This is a genomic window from Jiangella asiatica (genome assembly GCF_004349065.1).
Lineage (GTDB): Bacteria > Actinomycetota > Actinomycetes > Jiangellales > Jiangellaceae > Jiangella > Jiangella asiatica.
In genome coordinates, this window is record NZ_SMKZ01000013.1 from 47,802 (window position 1) to 65,150 (window position 17,349).

General features: G+C 72.4%; 13 protein-coding genes. 9 read left to right on the forward strand and 4 right to left on the reverse strand.

The annotated features are described in order from the left end of the window. Positions 1–276 precede the first annotated feature (276 nt). Entirely contained in the window at positions 277–1,191 is a 915-nt protein-coding gene (locus tag E1269_RS11115; RefSeq protein ID WP_162606352.1) for an aldose 1-epimerase family protein, read from the reverse strand. 111 nt (positions 1,192–1,302) lie between these two features. Between E1269_RS11115 and E1269_RS11120 the strand changes: the two genes are divergently transcribed. From E1269_RS11120 to E1269_RS11140, 5 genes are all read left to right on the forward strand, one after another. Then, positions 1,303–3,342 (forward strand): M3 family metallopeptidase, encoded by a 2,040-nt coding sequence (locus tag E1269_RS11120; protein ID WP_131894368.1) that lies wholly within the window; start codon positions 1,303–1,305, stop codon positions 3,340–3,342. A gap of 567 nt (positions 3,343–3,909) precedes the next feature. Beyond that, positions 3,910–4,488 (forward strand): TetR/AcrR family transcriptional regulator, encoded by a 579-nt coding sequence (locus E1269_RS11125; protein ID WP_131894370.1) that lies wholly within the window; start codon positions 3,910–3,912, stop codon positions 4,486–4,488. Positions 4,489–4,520: 32 nt separating this feature from the next. Then, positions 4,521–5,759 (forward strand): Cmx/CmrA family chloramphenicol efflux MFS transporter, encoded by a 1,239-nt coding sequence (locus E1269_RS11130; protein ID WP_203433345.1) that lies wholly within the window; start codon positions 4,521–4,523, stop codon positions 5,757–5,759. An 18-nt stretch (positions 5,760–5,777) separates the two neighbouring features. Further along, on the forward strand, positions 5,778–6,593 hold the full coding sequence (locus tag E1269_RS11135) for a serine hydrolase domain-containing protein (RefSeq protein ID WP_131894372.1): 816 nt from the start codon (positions 5,778–5,780) through the stop codon (positions 6,591–6,593). Between the two features lie 36 nt (positions 6,594–6,629). After that, the gene (locus tag E1269_RS11140; protein WP_131894374.1) at positions 6,630–9,869 is read left to right on the forward strand and encodes an AfsR/SARP family transcriptional regulator; all 3,240 of its coding nucleotides are present in this window, start codon (positions 6,630–6,632) and stop codon (positions 9,867–9,869) included. Here the strand turns inward: E1269_RS11140 and E1269_RS11145 are convergent. Together E1269_RS11145 and E1269_RS11150 are read right to left on the reverse strand one after the other, a co-directional pair. Next, positions 9,838–10,629, reverse strand: a complete 792-nt coding sequence (locus E1269_RS11145) for an ABC transporter permease (protein ID WP_131894376.1) — start codon at positions 10,627–10,629, stop codon at positions 9,838–9,840. The two genes, E1269_RS11140 and E1269_RS11145, sit on opposite strands and share 32 nt — an antisense overlap. Continuing rightward, complete coding sequence (locus E1269_RS11150) at positions 10,626–11,648, reverse strand: ATP-binding cassette domain-containing protein (RefSeq protein WP_131894378.1); 1,023 nt, start codon at positions 11,646–11,648, stop codon at positions 10,626–10,628. Before E1269_RS11150 ends, E1269_RS11145 begins: the two co-directional genes overlap by 4 nt. A 174-nt stretch (positions 11,649–11,822) precedes the next feature. Between E1269_RS11150 and E1269_RS11155 the strand changes: the two genes are divergently transcribed. The 3 genes from E1269_RS11155 to E1269_RS11165 are packed head-to-tail and all read left to right on the forward strand — an operon-like array spanning position 11,823 to position 14,907. After that, the gene (locus E1269_RS11155) at positions 11,823–13,097 is read left to right on the forward strand and encodes a hypothetical protein (RefSeq protein ID WP_131894380.1); all 1,275 of its coding nucleotides are present in this window, start codon (positions 11,823–11,825) and stop codon (positions 13,095–13,097) included. Beyond that, positions 13,094–13,750 (forward strand): hypothetical protein, encoded by a 657-nt coding sequence (locus E1269_RS11160; RefSeq protein WP_131894382.1) that lies wholly within the window; start codon positions 13,094–13,096, stop codon positions 13,748–13,750. Before E1269_RS11155 ends, E1269_RS11160 begins: the two co-directional genes overlap by 4 nt. Further along, positions 13,747–14,907, forward strand: coding sequence for a hypothetical protein (locus tag E1269_RS11165; protein ID WP_131894385.1), 1,161 nt, complete (start codon positions 13,747–13,749; stop codon positions 14,905–14,907). Before E1269_RS11160 ends, E1269_RS11165 begins: the two co-directional genes overlap by 4 nt. A gap of 57 nt (positions 14,908–14,964) precedes the next feature. Here the strand turns inward: E1269_RS11165 and E1269_RS11170 are convergent, their stop codons facing one another. Continuing rightward, positions 14,965–15,708, reverse strand: a complete 744-nt coding sequence (locus E1269_RS11170; RefSeq protein WP_131894387.1) for a GntR family transcriptional regulator — start codon at positions 15,706–15,708, stop codon at positions 14,965–14,967. Positions 15,709–15,887: 179 nt separating this feature from the next. On the opposite strand from E1269_RS11170, the gene E1269_RS11175 reads away from it, so the two are divergent. Further along, positions 15,888–17,312 (forward strand): extracellular solute-binding protein, encoded by a 1,425-nt coding sequence (locus tag E1269_RS11175; RefSeq protein WP_131894389.1) that lies wholly within the window; start codon positions 15,888–15,890, stop codon positions 17,310–17,312. Positions 17,313–17,349 lie beyond the last annotated feature (37 nt).

Consider the following 17,349-nt stretch of genomic DNA (forward strand, 5'->3'; position numbering starts at 1 on the left):
CCGCGGCATGACCCAGGCAGCGCCACCCGACCTCGATGACCAAGCCCACGCCCAGGACCCGAAACCGGAGCCAGTGCGCGTCCGCCGCCATCACGGTCGACGCCGGCCATCGACATCACACCGATCCGAACCCGTTCGGTCTGCGCCCTGGCACGCCAAATCATCGCTTGAGCGCGGCGATCTGCCCCAATTGTCGACCGACGATGCGTGCCAAGCCACGCCGATGCGATCTTCTCGTGATCCTGGCACCACCGCACGGTCGTCGTCCCAACCCGGTCATCGGCGCAGCCGGATGCCCCACGCCGTCGTCCAGGTCTCGCCCGGCTCCAGCCAGCGCAGCGCCTCGCCGCTGCGCAGCGCGTTGGGCGGCGCGGTCATCGGTTCGACCGCGACCGCCGTCGTCACCCCGTCGGCGCCGGGGAAGCTGTCGGTGACCCACAGCTGGACGTAGCCGAAGTCGGGCTCCTGCCACAGCTCGACGACGGTGCCGTCCGGTGCGCGCAGCGTGCTGGTGGCGCGCCCGTCGACGACGTCGAGGCCGGTCCAGCAGCCGTGCCGGCCGCCGGGGCCGACGAGGACGCCGTCGCTCAGGTCGTGCACGGTGCCGGCGACGTCGACGGTGCCGGTCGGCATGTACCGCTCGTCCAGCTCGATCGCCCGCGCCGCCGGCACGGTCACCGTCAGCTCGGCGACCGGTGCCGTGCCCACCCGCAGGTACGGGTGGGTGCCGATCGCCACCGGCGCGGGGTGGGCGCCGCGGTTGACGATGGTGTGCCGGACGACGACGCCGTCGGGCTCCAGCACGTAGGCGACGGAGGTGTCGAGGTGGAACGGGTAGCCCGGCTGCGGGGTGACCGGAGCACCCAGGGTGACGGCGTGCTCGTCGCCGGCGGTCCGGGAGTAGCGGGTCGCGGCCAGCAGCCCGTGCACGGCGTTGCCCGCTGCCGGCTCGGTCAGCTCCAGCTGCTGTTCGACCCCGTGCAAGCTCCAGCGGCCTCCGTCGACGCGGTTCGGCCACGGCACCAGGACCGCGCTGGCGTACAGCGCGGGCGGGCCGTCGCCTGCGGGCCGCTGCACCAGGTCGATGCCGTCCACGGTGAGTGCTCGCAGGCTGGCGGCGTACTCCGAGACGGTGGCCCGGGTCGCGCCGAGCGCCAGGTGGTGGTCGGTGTCGCCAGGGGATGCGTGCACGTGAGCGCTCCTACCCGGGTGGGCGTTCGTCGGTCCGTGACGGTGACTGTAGCGGCCGCGGCCCAGTTCGCGGCACGGGCACCGTCGGGGGTATCGGGTACCGTTCCGAGCATGTCTGCGAGCCTCCCCGAGAACCCGTTCTTCGCCGCGAGCGACCTGCCCTATCAGCTCCCGCCGTTCGAGCGGATTCGCACCGAGCACTATCGCCCCGCGTTCGACCGCGGCATGGCCGATCACCTCGCGGAGGTCGAGGCGATCGCCACCAATGCGGAGCCGCCGACGTTCGAGAACACGATCGTGGCGCTGGAGCGGTCGGGGCAGATCCTGCAGCGGGTGTCGGCGGTCTTCTTCAACCAGACCTCGTCCCACACTGATTCGGCCATCCAGACCATTCAGTCGGAAGTATCGCCGCGGCTGGCCGCGCACAGCGACGCCATCCACCTGGACGCCCGGCTCTACGCCCGCGTCGCCGCCCTGCTCGACGACGCCGACCGGCTCGACCCGGAGTCGCGGCGCCTGCTGGAGCGCTACCACCTCGACTTCGTCCGCGCCGGCGCAGGCCTGTCCGAGGAGCAGCAGACGCGGCTACGGGAGATCAACGCGGAGCTGTCCGCGCTCTCCACCAAGTTCGAGAACGACCTGCTCGACGACACCAACGCCTCCGCCGTCGTCGTCGACGACGTCGCCGAGCTGGACGGGCTGTCCGACGGCGCCATCGCCGCGGCGGCCGAGACGGCGAAGGAGCGCGGTCTCGAGGGCAAGTACGTCATCACGCTCGTCCTGCCCACCGGCCAGCCGCCGCTGGCGTCACTGACCAACCGGTCGCTGCGCGAGCGGCTCTTCCGCGCCTCCATCCAGCGCGGCGCGCACGGCGACGAGCACGACACCTCGGCGACGGCGTCGCGGATCGCCTCACTGCGCGCGGAGCGGGCGGCGCTGTTCGGCCACCCCGACCACGCCACGTACGTGCTGGAGGACCGCACCGCCAAGACCCCGGCCGCCGTGCACGACATGCTCGGCAAGCTGACGCCCACCGCCGTCGCCAACGCGCACGCCGAGGCGGCCAAGCTGCAGGCGGCCATCGGCGACGAGTTCGAGTTGCGCGCGTGGGACTGGTCCTTCTACTCCGAGAAGGTCCGCCGCGCCACCTACGACATCGACGCCGCCGAGCTGCGGCCGTACTTCGAGCTCGAGCGGGTGCTCCGCGACGGCGTGTTCTACGCCGCGAGCAAGCTCTACGGGCTGTCCTTCACCGAGCGGCCCGACCTCGTCGCCTACCACCCCGACGCGCGTGTGTTCGAGGTGGCCGACGAGGACGGCTCCGAGATCGGCCTGTACATCGGCGACTTCTTCACCCGCGACAGCAAGCGCGGCGGCGCCTGGATGAACTCGCTGGTCGACCAGTCCACGCTGATGGGCACCAAGCCGGTCGTCCTCAACAACCTCAACGTCGTGAAGCCGCCGGCCGGCGAGCCGGCGCTGTTGACCTTCGACGAGGTCACCACCTTGTTCCACGAGTTCGGGCACGCCCTGCACGCGCTGTTCTCGCAGGTCACCTACCCGAAGTTCAGCGGCACCAGTGTGCTGCGCGACTTCGTCGAGTTCCCGTCGCAGGTCAACGAGATGTGGTCGGTGTGGCCGGAGGTGCTCGCCAACTACGCCCGGCACCACGTCACCGGCGAGCCGCTGTCGCAGGAGGTCGTGCAGCGGTTGCGCGACTCCCAGATCTGGGGCGAGGGCTTCGGGACGACGGAGTACCTGGCGGCCACGCTGCTCGACCTCGCCTGGCACGAGCTCCCGCCCGGCACCGTCATCGACGACGTCGCCGGGTTCGAGGCCCGCGCCCTGGAACGGGCCGGCGTCGCGCTGGAGACCGTCCCGCCCCGGTATCGCACCACGTACTTCGCGCACATCTTCGGCGGCGGCTACTCGGCGGGCTACTACTCCTACATCTGGAGCGAGGTCCTGGACGCCGACACGGTCGAGTGGTTCACCGAGAACGGCGGGCTGAAGCGCGAGAACGGCGACCACTTCCGCCGCGAGCTGCTCTCCAGGGGCGGCAGCGTCGACCCGATGGAGGCGTTCCGCACCTTCCGCGGCCGCGACCCGCAGATCGAGCCGCTGCTGGAGCGCCGCGGCCTCACCCAGTGACCCGCTCCCAGCCCCCTCCCCCGAACAGAGGCTCTTCTGTTGCAACCGTGGGTCGGTACTGCCCGGATCGCGACGCCCGGTGCGGACAGGTGCCGTGGCCCCGCCGGCCAGGTCAGGGGCACCGCGACGACCCGGTTCGTGCCGGTGGGGCGCTGGGCCGGGTACCGCGACGCCCAGCGGTGCGAACAGGGCCGCCCTCGGGGAGTTGTCGCAACCGGCTGGAACGACGCGGGATCGCCGCGGCCCCGGGGGTGTCGTGTCGCTGCCCCCACCGCCCGGTCAGCCGCAGCGGTCTCACAGCGCGGCCTCGAAATGATCACGTTCAGCAGGATCGCCCTAGCCTCACCATGATTGCGAGCATGGTGTGACACGAAATCTCGTGCTGAACGTGATCATTTCGGGGCCCGCGCACCCACGGAGGCGGCAGATGAGGGTGAACGTGGCTGGGGCCTGCCCGACCCGGCGACACCGGGCAACTGGTGAGGAACGGGTGATCGTGGTGACCGCCTTTTCACCGGCCACCCAATTCTGGACAGGGCAGTCCAGAACCGTGCTACGGTTTCCACCATGGCCCGGCCCAAGGAGTTCGATCCCGACCACGTCGTCGACGCGGCCATGGACGTCTTCTGGGCCGGCGGGTACGCCGCCACCTCCACGCAGGACCTCTGCGCGGGCACCGGGCTGGGCCGCAGCAGCCTCTACAACACGTTCACGAGCAAGCACGAGCTGTACGAGCAGGCGCTGCGCCGCTACGGCGAGCGGACCCGAGCCGACCAGGCCGAGCTGCTGGAGCGTTCCGGGCCGGTGCGCGCCATCATCCGTGACTTCCTGCTGGAGGCAGTCGACCGGCAGCTGGCCGACCCGAGCCGTCGCGGCTGCCTGGCGCTCAACGCCGCGGTCGAGATCGGCGGTGCCGACGCCGTCGTCGCCGATCTGACCCGGGCGGACTTCGACGCGATCGTCGACACCATGCGCGCACTCATCGAGCGGGGCCAGCGCACCGGCGAGCTCGCGCCCGGACGCGACGCCGAGGCCCTGGCTCGGCTGGTGCACGGCGCGCTGACCGGCATCCACGTGGTCGGCCGGGTCGCGCAGGACCGCGAACGGCTGAGCGACATCGTCGACGCACTCATCGACAGTCTCTGATCCGACCCGCTCGTCACCTGAGGGAGGAACGCGTGCGCGTGCCGCCGGCCGTCTACGTCCTTGGCTCCAGCATCTTCGTCCTCGGCACGACGGAGTTCATGATCGCCGGGCTGCTGCCCACCATCGCGAACGACCTGGACGTCTCGATCCCCGACGCCGGCCTGCTGATCTCCGCCTTCGCGATCGGGATGACGGTGGGCGCGCCGGTGATGGCGGTCGCGACGCTGCGGCTGCCGCGCAAGGCGACACTGCTGGCCGCGTCGGCGGTCTTCCTGGCCGGTCACGTGGTGGCCGCGCTGGCGCCGAACTACCAGGTGCTGATGGGCGCCCGGGTGGTGACGGCGGTCGCGACCGGGGCGTTCTGGGCGGTCGCCGCGGTCGTCTCGGTGCGGATCTCGCCGCCGGGCACGACGGCGCGGGCGCTCGCCGTGCTGGTAGGCGGGCTGACGCTGTCGAACGTCCTGGGCGTGCCAGCGGGAACCTGGGTCGGGCAGCAGCTGGGCTGGCGGGCGGCGTTCTGGGCGGTCGCGGCGCTCACGGTGGTGACGGCGCTGGCGGTGGTCGCGCTGGTGCCCCGGGCCGCCGGTGCCGCGATCGCGCCGCCGCGGGTCCGGGACGAGCTGCGGGTGTTCCGGGGACGCCGCATCTGGCTGGCGCTGGCCACCACAGCCACGTTCCAGGCCGCGATGTTCGCGGCGTTCTCGTACTTCGCCCCACTGCTGACCGACGTCGCCGGGGTCGACGAGGCGGACGTGCCGCTCGTCCTGGCGCTGTTCGGGCTGGGCAGCTTCATCGGCATCACGATCGGCGGGCGGGTGGCCGACCGCGGGCTGTTCCTCAACATCTTCGGCAGCCTGGTCACCCTGGCGGTGGCGATGTCGGTGCTGGCGCTGGTGTCCGGCAGCACGGCCGGCGCGGTCGTCGCGGTGTTCGCCGTCGGCGTCGCCGGGTTCTCCATCGCCCCGGGCCTCAACGCCCGGGTGTTCGTCGTCGCCGGCGACGCGCCCACGCTGGCGTCGTCGGTCAACACGTCGGCGTTCAACGTCGGCAACACGCTCGGCCCGTGGATCGGCGGCGCCGCCATCTCGGCCGGCTGGGGCTACGTCGCGCCGGTTTGGCTGGCGGCCGGCCTGGCGCTGGCCGCGCTGGGCCTGGCGGTCGCGGCGTGGGCGCACGAGCGGCGCCACGAGCGGGCGCTGACGGCGGACCTGGAGCCGGTGGGTGGTCCGGCGGTGGCGTGCCCGGCACCGCCGGTCGCCTGCGACGCGTGACGTCATAGGGTCTGGTCCATGCACAGCGTTCAGCAGGTGGAACGGTGGCCGGTCGACCACGCGGCGACGGCGGTGGTCGCCGCCGACGGGCGAGTGGCCGGCGCGCACGGCGACCAGGACCGCACGTTCCGGCTGGCCTCGGTGACCAAACCGCTCACGGCGTACACGACGCTGATCGCCGTCGAGGAGGGCGCCATCGGCCTCGACGACCCCGCCGGGCCGGAGGGGTCCACCGTCCGGCACCTGCTGGCGCACACGTCCGGCCTGGCGTTCGACGAGCACAAGGTCGTCTGGGCACCCGGCGCGCGGCGGCTGTACTCCAACGCCGGCTTCGAGCAGCTGGCCGACGCCGTCGCCAAGCGCTCGGGCATCCCGTTCGCCGAGTACGCCCGCGACGGCCTGCTGGTCCCCCTGGGCATGACCGCGACGACGTTCGAGGGGTCGCCCGCCGCCGGTGCCGTGTCGACGGTGCGCGACCTCGCCCGCTTCGCCGCCGAGCTGCAGGCCCCGACGCTGCTGGACCCGGCCACGGTCCAGGCGGCGACGACGGTGGCCTTCCCCGGGCTGTCCGGGGTGCTGCCGGGACACGGGCGGCAGGATCCGAACGACTGGGGCCTGGGTTTCGAGATCCGCGACCACAAGTCGCCGCACTGGACCGGCTCGGCCAACTCGCCGCGCACGTTCGGCCACTTCGGCGGGTCCGGCACGTTCCTGTGGGTCGACCCGGAGCTGGGGGCGGCCTGCGTGGCCCTCGCCGACCGCGACTTCGGCCCCTGGGCGGCCGAGGCCTGGCCGCCCTTCAGCGACGCCGTCATCGCCGAGCTGCGCGCGTAGCCGGCGACGCGGCGCCGTTGCGGCAGAATGCCTCCGGTGCGCATCGGCATCCTGGGACCGCTGGAGGTCCGCGACGACGACGCGCCGGTCTACGTGGCCGGCGCACGGCTGCGCACGCTGCTGATCATCCTGGCGCTGGAGCCCGGCCGGCTGGTACCGGTGGCCCAGCTGGTCGACGGCATCTGGGGCGACGACCCGCCGGCCGGTGCCACCAATGCGCTGCAGGCGCTGGTGTCGCGGCTGCGGCGGGCGCTGCCGGGGCTCGCGATCGAGTCCCACCCGGCCGGATACCGGCTTGCGCTGGAGCCGGACGCCGTCGACGCCGCCCGCTTCGAGCGGCAGGTCGCGACCGCGCGGTCCGCGTCCGACGACGCCACGGTGGAGGACGGGCTGCGGGCGGCGCTGGCACTGTGGCGCGGCCCGGCGCTGCTGGACGTCGCGGAGACGGAGTTCTTCGAGGCGCCTCGGGCGCGACTGGAGGAACTCAGGTTGACGGCGACGGAGGACCGCGTCGACGCCGCGCTGCGGCTGGGCCGCGGCGCCGGGTTGACCACCGAGCTGACCACGCTGGTCGCCGAGTACCCGGTGCGCGAACGGCTGGTCGAGCAGCTCATGCGGGCGCTGGTCGCGGCCGGGCGCCCCGCCGCGGCGCTGGCGGCCTACGAGCGGACCCGAGGGGCGCTGGCCGACGAACTGGGCACCGACCCCTCCGCCGAGCTGTCCGCCCTGCACACGGCGATCCTGCGGGCCGACCTCACGTCGGCGGCCCCGGCGCCGCCCGCGCGGGTCGCGGACCCGGCGCCCCAGCCCGCCGCGCCCCGGACCAACCTGCGCGCCGGGCTGAGCAGTTTCATCGGCCGCGACGCCGACGTCGCTCGCGTGCGCGACCTCGTCGGCGAGTACCGGCTGACGACTCTGACGGGACCGGGCGGGTCGGGCAAGACCCGGCTGGCCAGCGAGGCCTCACGCACGCTGACGGACCAGCTGTCCGCCGGCGTCTGGCTGGTCGAGCTGGCCCTGGTCGCGGCCGACGCCGACGTACCGTCCGCGGTCCTCGGCGCACTGGACCTGCGCGACCAGGCGTTCGGCGCGACCACCGAGGACGCCACCGGGCGGCTGGTCGCGGCGCTGCGGACCCGGACCGCCCTGCTCGTGCTGGACAACTGCGAGCACGTCATCGGCGCCGCCGCGACGCTGGCCGACCGGCTGCTCGGCGAATGCCCTGACCTGCGCATCCTCGCGACCAGCCGCGAGCCGCTCGGCATCACCGGCGAAGCGGTCTGGCCGGTCGAGCCGCTGAGGCTCCCACCGGAGCACGTCGACGGTGCTGACCTGCTGCGCTTCGACGCCATCCGGCTGCTCGTCGACCGTGCCCGCGCCGTCCGGCCGGGCTTCACCGTCACCGACGCCGACGCGCCCGCCGTCGCCCGCATCTGCCGCGCGCTCGACGGCATGCCGCTGGCCATCGAGCTGGCCGCGGCCCGGCTGCGCACCATGACCGTCGAGCAGCTGGCTGCCCGTCTGGACGACCGGTTCCGGCTGCTCACCGGCGGCAGCCGCACCGCGCTGCCTCGACACCAGACGCTGCGCGCGGTCGTCGACTGGAGCTGGGGCCTGCTGCCCGAGCCCGAGCGCGTCGTGCTGCGCCGGCTCGCGGTGTTCGCCGGCGGCGCGACGGCGGAGGCCGCGGCGCAGGTGTGCGGCGATGGTGCCGACGTGCTCGACGCGCTCATCTCGCTCAGCGACAAGTCGCTGCTGGTGGTCGAGGACGACGGCGAGGCGCCCCGATACCGCCTGCTCGAGACGATCAAGGCGTACGGCCTGGAACGGCTGGACGAGGTAGGCGAGCTCGACACCGTCCGGCGGGCGCACATCGGCTGGCTGATCGAGCTGGCCGAGACCGCCGAGCCGCACCTGCACCGGGCCGAGCAGCTCGTATGGCTGCGGCGGCTGCGCGCGGTGCACGACGACATCACGGTGGCGCTGCGCGGCGCGAGCGCCGCCGGCGACGCCGAGAACGCGGTCCGGCTGGTGGTGGCCTGCGGCTGGTACTGGTGGCTCAGCGGCCACAAGAACGACGGGATCGAGCTGGCGATCCAGGCGCTGGCCGTGCCCGGCCCCACCGACCCCGAGGCACGGGCCACCGCGTGCGCCGTCGTCACCTTCCTGATCACCAGCGGCGTGGGCGACCTCAGGGAGGCCGCCGACTGGGTACGACAGGCCCGCGAGCTGTCCGCCGGCATCGCGGACCCCGGGCCGTTTCTGCGATTCATGGCCCCGTTGAGCGTGATCCTCGGCGCCGAGGACGAGCCCCTCACGACCCTCGCCGACGCCTTGGCGCCGCTGCTGGAGGACCCCGACCCGTGGTTCCGGGCTCAGGCTCGGCTGACCCGGGCACAGATGCTGCCGACCCGGGAGCGAGAGGCCGACCTCACCCAGGCGCTCACGGAGTTCCGCATGGTCGGCGAGCGGTGGGGCATCTCGTACGCCCTCACCACCCTGGCGGACCTGCACGCCCGGCGCGGCGAGCTGGAGCGCGCGATCGAGCAGTACGAGCAGGCCATCGTCGCCATCAGCGAGATCGGCACCGTCGACGACATCGTCATGATGCGCAGCCGGCTCGCCCAGCTGCGGTGGCTGACCGGCGACCGGGCCGGCAGCGCGGCCGAGGTCGTGCGGGCCGAGCGCGACGCCGAGCAGGTCGCCTGGCCCGACGGCCTGGCCATCATGGCGCTCCACCGTGCCGGCCTCGCCGGCTGGGCCGGCGACACCGTCACCGCGCGGCAGCAACTGGTCCGTGCGCAGGCGCTGCTGCGGGACATCCCGATCCACCCGGTGTTCCAGGCGATCATGCTGGAGATCAAGGCTTCGCTGGACGTCGAGGAAGGCCGGTGGGACGCCGCGGCCGCCGCCCGCACGCAAGCGCTAACGGCCGTCCTGAGCAGCGAGGACAGCGGCGAGGAGACGGTCGGGGCGGTGCTGGCCGGGATCGCCGACCACGCGCTGCGCCAGGGGCGGCCGGCCGACGCCGTCCGGCTGCTGGCCGCCGTCGAAGTGCTGGCCGGCGGGTTGGACCGGTCCGCTCCAGGTGGCGTAAACACCGACGAGGCCGCCCGCGCCGCACTGGGCGCCAGGTCGGCCTCGAAGCTGCTGGCCGAGACGGAGCGGGAGCTCGCCGGCCTGGACGGCGACGCGGCCAACTCCTGGTTGCGCGAGCTGGCCGCGTCGGTCCTGGGTCACCCGGTCAGCGAACCGGGGGCCGGCGGAACAGCTTGAGCGCCCAGAAGTAGCCGAGCAGGCCGATCACGGCGGTCCAGGCGAGCGCCAGGACGGCGTTGTCGCCGATCTCGGTGCCCAGCAGCAAGCCGCGCACCGTCTCGATCACCGGGCTGAACGGCTGGTACTCGGCGAACCACGCCAGACCGGCCGGCATCGAGTCGGCGGGGACGAACCCGCTGCCCAGGAACGGCAGCAGCACCAGCAGCGTCGGCGTGTTGCTCGCGGTCTCCACGCTTTTCGCCTGCAGACCCATCGCGACGGCGAGCCAGGTCAGCGCGATGGCGAAGAGGCACAGCAGGCCGATCGTGGCGATCCATTCCGCCGCGTTCGCGTTTGTCCGGAACCCGATCAGGAAGGCCACGCCGATGACGATCGCGATGCCGACCAGCGTCTGCAGGAAGCTTCCGATCACGTGCCCGGTGAGGACCGCGCCACGGGAGATCGCCATGGTGCGGAACCGGGCGATGATGCCTTCGTGCATGTCCATGGCGACGGAGATCGCCGTCCCCTGGATCGATGCGGACACCGTCATCAGGATGATGCCGGGGACGAGGTAGTCGATGTAGTCGCCCCGGCCGGCGGACGGGCCGCCGAGCCCGGCGCCGAGCGTCTGTCCGAAGACGAAGGCGAACATCAGCAGCATGATCACCGGGAGGGCGATCAGCTGCACGGTCATCGCGGGATACCGTGCCCACCGGCGCATGTTCCGGCGCAGCATGGTGCGCGAGTCGCGGGCGGCAAGGGTGAGGGTGCTCATCGGACGGTCTCCTTGGTCGTCGAGTCGGCGGCGGTGTCGGTCGTCTCGGCCGATTGATGACCGGCCCCGGCTGAGGAGCGCACCTCGGTCGGGCGGCCGGTCAGCGCCAGGAACACGTCGTCGAGGTCGGGGGTGTGCACGGTGAGGTTCGTGACCTCGATCGAGGCGACGTCGAGGTGGTCGAGGACGGCGCGCAGCGAGTTGACGTCGCCGTCGCTGGGGACCTGCAGGGCCAGCGCGGCGTCGTCGCGGGTGGAGCCGGCGAACGTGCGGGCGGCCTGGTCGAGCTCGTCCGGGTCCGCGAACTCGAGCCGGATGTGCCCGCCGGGGATCAGCCGCTTCAGCTCAGCGGAGGTGCCCTCGGCGACGATGTGGCCGTGGTCGAGCAGCGCGATCCGATCGGCCAGCTCGTCGGCCTCCTCGAGATACTGCGTGGTGAGGAAGATCGTCACGCCGCCGGCGACCAGCCCGCGGATGGCGTCCCACATGATGCGCCGGGTGCGCGGGTCCAGCCCGGTCGTCGGCTCGTCCAGGAAGATCACCTTGGGGTCGCCCACCAGGGTCATCGCGAGGTCGAGCTTGCGCCGCATGCCACCGGAGTAGGTCATCGGGTTCTTCTCCGCCGCGTCCACCAGGTCGAACCGTTCCAACAGCTCGGCCGTCCGGCGCCGGCCCTCGGCCCGCGGCAGGTGGTTGAGGTCGGCCATGAGGAGCAGGTTCTCCTCGCCGGTGAGCAGGTTGTCGACGGCGGAGAACTGACCGGTGACGCCGATCGCGCCGCGGATGCCGTCGGCGTCGGTCGCCAGGTCGTGGCCCGCCACGCGGACGGTGCCGCCGTCGGCTTCGATCAGGGTGGAGAGTATCTGGACGGCGGTGGTCTTGCCGGCGCCGTTCGGGCCGAGCAACGCGAAGACGGTGCCTTCGGGGACGGTGATGTCGATGCCGTCGAGGACGGTCTGTTCGCCGTACGACTTGCGCAGGCCGGTCGCGGCGATGGCCGTCGGTTGGTCGGGTGTCATGGTGGCCTCGTTTCAGGAGGTGTCGCCGTGCTGATGCGACAACCGTCGCCGAGACCGCTGACACCGCTATGACACCCCGCTGACATGGCCGCTGACGCGGCGCTGACACGGGCGTCAGCCCGTACGTCGAGCCCTTCGGATGCCGACAGGACGGACGGCGGATAGGCTCGCCCGGTGGCCGTCGCTACTGCATCGAAGACCACCCGGTTCCGGTGGCGACGCGCCGTCCGGGTCTGTGCGCTGGCCGCCTTGGGCGTCGTCCTGAGCGCGGCCGCGCCAGCCGCCGCCGGTGACGTCCCGCACGCCGGCACCGTCGACGAACTGGTCGAACAGTTGCGCGCCGACCCCGTCCTGGTGCAGCCGTCGATGGCGATGGGCGACTCCCGACGCGCCCACGAGGTGCTCGCCGACGCCGCGGCCGAGGTCGACGTCCCGGTCTACGTCGTGCTGGCCGACACCCCATCCGACCTGGCGCACGCCGAGCGCGTGGCCGAGCAGGCGGCCATCCTGTTCCGCGCGGAGCTCGGCGACGGGCTCTACCACGTCGAGTTCCTGGACGGGATCTCCTACACCCAGGCCTGGGGCGACGGCCTGGACGACTTCACCGTCCGTCCCGCGGCCGACGCCATCAGGCGCGCCGAGGCGAACGCACCGGGCGAGTATCCGCGGGCGTCGGCGCTGTTGGAGGCGGTTTACACGGTGCGGTCCGCCGCCGAACCCGGCGCCGCGCTGCCCGACGCCGTCGTCGACGAGTACGCCGGCCAGCCGTGGGCGATCCTCCCAGAGTCGGACCATGACCGAGCCGATGCCACCGCAGCACGCTGGGTGGCGGCGATCGCCACCGGCACCGGCATCGTCGTCGCCGGGCTCATCGTCAGCCTCGTCGTCGCTCGGACGAAGCCGCTGCCCCGCCGGCACCACGACACCGGGCCGGACCGCGCCGGCCACGCACCGGCGCCGGCCGACGTCCGCGCCCAGGCGGAACGGCGGCTCGACGCCGCCCGGCGTGGCCTGGCCAGGCTGCCCGCCGGCTCCCTGTCGACGCCACCCGCCACGGCGGCCGGACTCGCCATCGAGGCGGCGGACCGGGTGCTGACGTCCGGCGACGACCTCGACGCTGTCGGCGCCCTCGTGCTGGCGCACAGCGCGAACCGCGAGCTGGACCGCATGTCCAAGCCGATGCTGGAGGCTTATCGGCCGTGCTTCGTCAACCCCATGCACGGTGAGGCCCAGGACACCGTCCAGGTGGGCGGGTCGTCGATCGACGCGCCGGTCTGCCGGTCCTGCGCCCGTGACCGCGCGGGGCGACCGTTCCTGTCGGTGCGCCGGCGGCTGCGCGGCTGGGTGCCGTACGTCGAGACGTCCACGGTGTGGGCGCGCACCGGCTTCGGCGCCCTGGTCGGCGACCTCGCGGCCCAGGTGCTCGACGATCGGAGCGCCCGCCGATGAGCCGCCGCCTCCGTGGGCTGCTGATCACGCTGGTCTGCGCACTGGCCGGCGTCGCCGTCGCCTGGTGGGCCGCCACCCGCGGCGTCCCGGCCGAACCCGAGGTCACCGAGCGAGCCCGGGCGGCCGCTGAGGGGTTGCGGGACTCCCACGTGTACGTCGACCCGAGCGCCGACGGCGTCTTCACCGAGGCGGAACTGAGCCGGCTCGATGCCGCAGCGGCCGCCTCCGACCCCCAGGCCTTCCTGGTGGTGTGGCCGGACAGCCCCGAGGCGGGATATCGCTTCAGCTCGGACGTGCTGGGCCAGATCGGCCGCCTGACCAGCCGGCCGGGGCTCTATATCGAGGTCAGCCCGGGCGCCGATCTGTCCAGTGTGGACGTGGGCATCACCGGCGAGTACTTCTCCGTCTACGGCGCCCTGGACGACGACGGCGAGTGGACCAGCGCCCGCGAGACCGCCCGGCTGCTGGAGGAGATCGAGGCCAACGACGGCCGCGAGTACGAACTGGGCGTGGACACCAGCAGCCACTATTGGGGCGGCACCGGCGGCACTATAACCGCCGGCCTGCTCATCGGCGTTCTGAGCGGGGGCGTCGCCGGGCCGCTGATCCTCGGCGGCTGGTTCGCGGTACGACGACGGAGGACACGGACGTGATCAGGCAGGGTGACGTGGACGAGCCGGTCTATGAGCCCGATCCGGCGGCCATCGCCGCCGATCTGGCCGACGACGGCGTGCATCTCGACCCGTCCCTCGCCGACGCCGTCACCGCCGAGCAGCTGGACGCCATCACGTCGTTCGTCGCCGCGGTTGACCATCAGGTATTCGTGCTCGCGGTGCCGCTGGACTACGGCAGCGACATCTCCTCCAACCAGCTCGTCTCCCTGGTGCACCGCGAGCTGCCCGAGGACGGCGTCTACTTCGTCTCCGCGGGGTCGGATCGCTGGCGCATCGACACCACGACATACCGCGTGTCGACCGACAACGAGAACGCGCTGGCCACGTACGTGGCGATGGACCGTTACCCGTCGGATCTCGGCGAGCAGCTGCGTGAAACGCTCGAGATTTACACCAGCGGGAACGCCCGACAGGAGTACGACGAGCACTCCCAGGAACGGCAGGACTCCGGCACGACCCAGAGCGACCCGGGCGAGCCGGCCCAGGTCCTCGGCATGGACGCTCCGGTGGCCGTCGGGCTGGGGGCGGCACTGGTCGCCGTCGTCGTCCTCGGCTGGCTGCTCACGCGCCGCCGGCACCCGCGGGCCGACGTCACGCTGAAGCGACGGGCCCTGCAGCGCATCTCGTCCGCGCAGACCCGGGAATGGCGCCGGCGGGCCGAGACGGAGAGCGCGGCACTGGGCGAGCGGATCCGGGAGCTCGAGATCGGCCACGGCGCCGACAGCGAGGCCTGGGCGGCCGCGCTCGACCACTACCAGGCCGCCACCGCCGTGCTGGACCGCTCGGCCGACGCCGCCGACTCCATCGGAGCCATCGTGCTCACCCGCCGCGGCGACGACGCCCTCGACCACGCCGTGGCCGGCCGGGCCTGGACACCCACGGTGGCGTGCTTCTTCAACCCCCTGCACGGCCCAGCGACGACGACGTCCCCGTGGAGCACCTCGGCCGGCAGCCGGGACGTGCCGTGCTGCGCGGACTGCCGACGCGACGTCCGCAAACGCCGGGAGCCGGAGATCCTCGACCTGCCGACCGAGACCACGGTGATGCACTACATGGACTCCGGCGCGGAGCCGTGGGCGTCGACGGGGTTCGGCGCGCTGGCTCCTGACCTGCTGGACCGGCTGCGTCAGCGCTGAGAAGCTTCGCGGGGCCATCACCACGGGTTCTCCCGCTTCACGGCCACGCCGACTGGGCTAGGTCGTGGTCAGGGTCAGCTCGAAGGTGTAGAGCGAGGCACGGTAGATGTGCGACCCGTACTCGACCGCCCGGCCGGTGTCGTCATAGGCGATCCGTGTCATGGTGAGCAGCGGGGCGCCAGGGCTCTCGGCCAGCAGGCGGGCCTCGGCCGCGCGGGCGGCCCGGCCGCCGATGCTCTGGGTGGCGATCTTCAGGTTGATGCCGGCGTTGCGGATCAGCGCGTACAGCCCGGTCTCGGCCAGCTCGTCGGCCTGGAGCCGGACGAGCTCCGTCGGGACGAAGTTGCTCATGATCGACAGCGGCTCGTCGCCGGTGTAGCGCAGCCGGCGGATCGCGTAGACCTCACTCCCCCCGCCCAGCCCGAGCGCTTCGGCGACGACCTCGCTGGGCTGCTGGACCTCGAAGGAGAGGATCTCGGTGCGGGGTTCCTTGCCGGCCGCGCGCAGGTCGTCGTAGAGGCTGGACAGCTCGACCGGCCGGCGCACCTTGGGCTGGACCACCTGGGTGCCCACGCCGCGCTTGCGCACCAGCAGCCCGCGGTCGACGAGATACTCGATGGCGCGGCGCATGGTGGGCCGGGACAGGCCCAGCTGGTCGGCGAGCATGATCTCGTTGTCCAGGCGGGTGCCCGGCGGGTAGGCACCGGACTCGATCAGCTGCTCGAGATGCTGCGCGACCTGGAAGTACAGCGGAACAGGGCTCGTCCGATCGACGACAAGCTGTGGGATTCCTTCGGCCACCCGGCCCCCTCATCTCGCACCTACGGACGTCAGTATGTTAAGACATTTGCCAGACTACCGATCGACCTGGACGGGCGCTGAGGTCGCGGTTGGGTCACTTGTTGCGGCGACATCTGGTCCTCGTCAGATGGTCATGACAATCTGACAGCCGAACATCGAGGTTCGGCACTGGAGGACGGATGAGGCTCAACACCAGGCTCGGCGGAACGGCCGCCGGCCTCCTCGCAGCGGCGCTCGTCCTGGCCGCGTGCGGGAGTGACGACGACGACGGCGGCTCCGGCGGCGGCGACCCCTCGCTGAACGCCGACGCGACCGAGGTCACGCTGACCATCACCGACAACTCGATCGTCGGCGGCAAGAACACCGAGGGCGCGGAATGGATCACCAACTGGGTGATCCCCGAGTTCACCGCGATGCAGGCGGAGAAGGGCGTCGACGTCACCGTCGAGTTCGAGGAGAACGGCGTCGACGACGAAGACTACAAGACCAAGATCGCTCTGGACCTGCAGTCCGGAGGCGGCGGCGACATCATCGGCATCGACGGCATCTGGACCGGCGAGTTCGCCGAGGCCGGCTACATCGCGCCCCTCACCGACGTCGCCGGCGACGCCGTCGAAGACTGGGAGGGCTGGGAGCAGATCCCTGAGGCCGTCCAGCAGGCGATGACCTTCGACGACCAGGCGTACGGCATCCCCGTCGGGACCGATGGCCGCGTCATCTACGTCAACAAGGACCTGTTCGCGCAGGCCGGCCTGCCCGACGACTGGCAGCCGACCAGCTGGGACGAGATCATCCAGGCGGCCGAGGCGCTCAAGCAGATCGACGGCGTCACCCCGCTCCAGATCAACGCCGGCGTCCCGATGGGCGAGGCGACGACGATGCAGGGCTTCCTGCCGCTGCTGGCCGGCGCCGGCGAGGAGATCTGGGCCGACGACACCTGGACCGGCGCGTCCGACGGTGTCACCGAGGTGCTCGACTTCTACGGGCAGGTCTACGGCGACAGCGCCTACGGCGACGCGCTGCTGCAGCAGGAGGCGCAGGGCCGCGACACGTCCTTCGCCATGTTCGCCGCCGGTGAGCTGGGCATGCTCATCGAGAGCGACTACTTCTGGCGCTCGGTCGTCAACCCCGACGGGGGCATCAACCCGATGCCGAACCGCGACGAGGTCGTCGGCTGGGCGAAGATCCCGGCCCGCGAGCCCGGAGCCGGCCTCGACGGGCAGGACTTCGTCAGCATGTCCGGCGGCACCGGCCGCGTCATCAACCCGAACACCGAGTTCCCGCAGCAGGCGTGGGAGCTGATGATGTTCATGAACTCCGCGGAGGCGTACGAGGCACAGCTGGCCGGCGTCCCGCGCATCACGCCGCGCGACGACGTCAACGCGACCGCGCTGGCCGGCGACCCGATGCTGAGCTTCATCGCCGAAGAGGTGCTGCCGATCACGGCGTACCGCCCGGCGCTTGCGCTCTACCCGGAGGTGTCGGTCGCGCTGCAGGAGGCAACCGGCGCCGTCGCCGCGGGGACGTCGGCGCAGGACGCCGCGTCGGAGTACCAGAGCGCTCTGGAAGGCATCGTCGGTGACGACGGTTCCATCTCCGACTGACCTCGACCCGGCGGGCGGTCCCCCACCCGGGGACGCC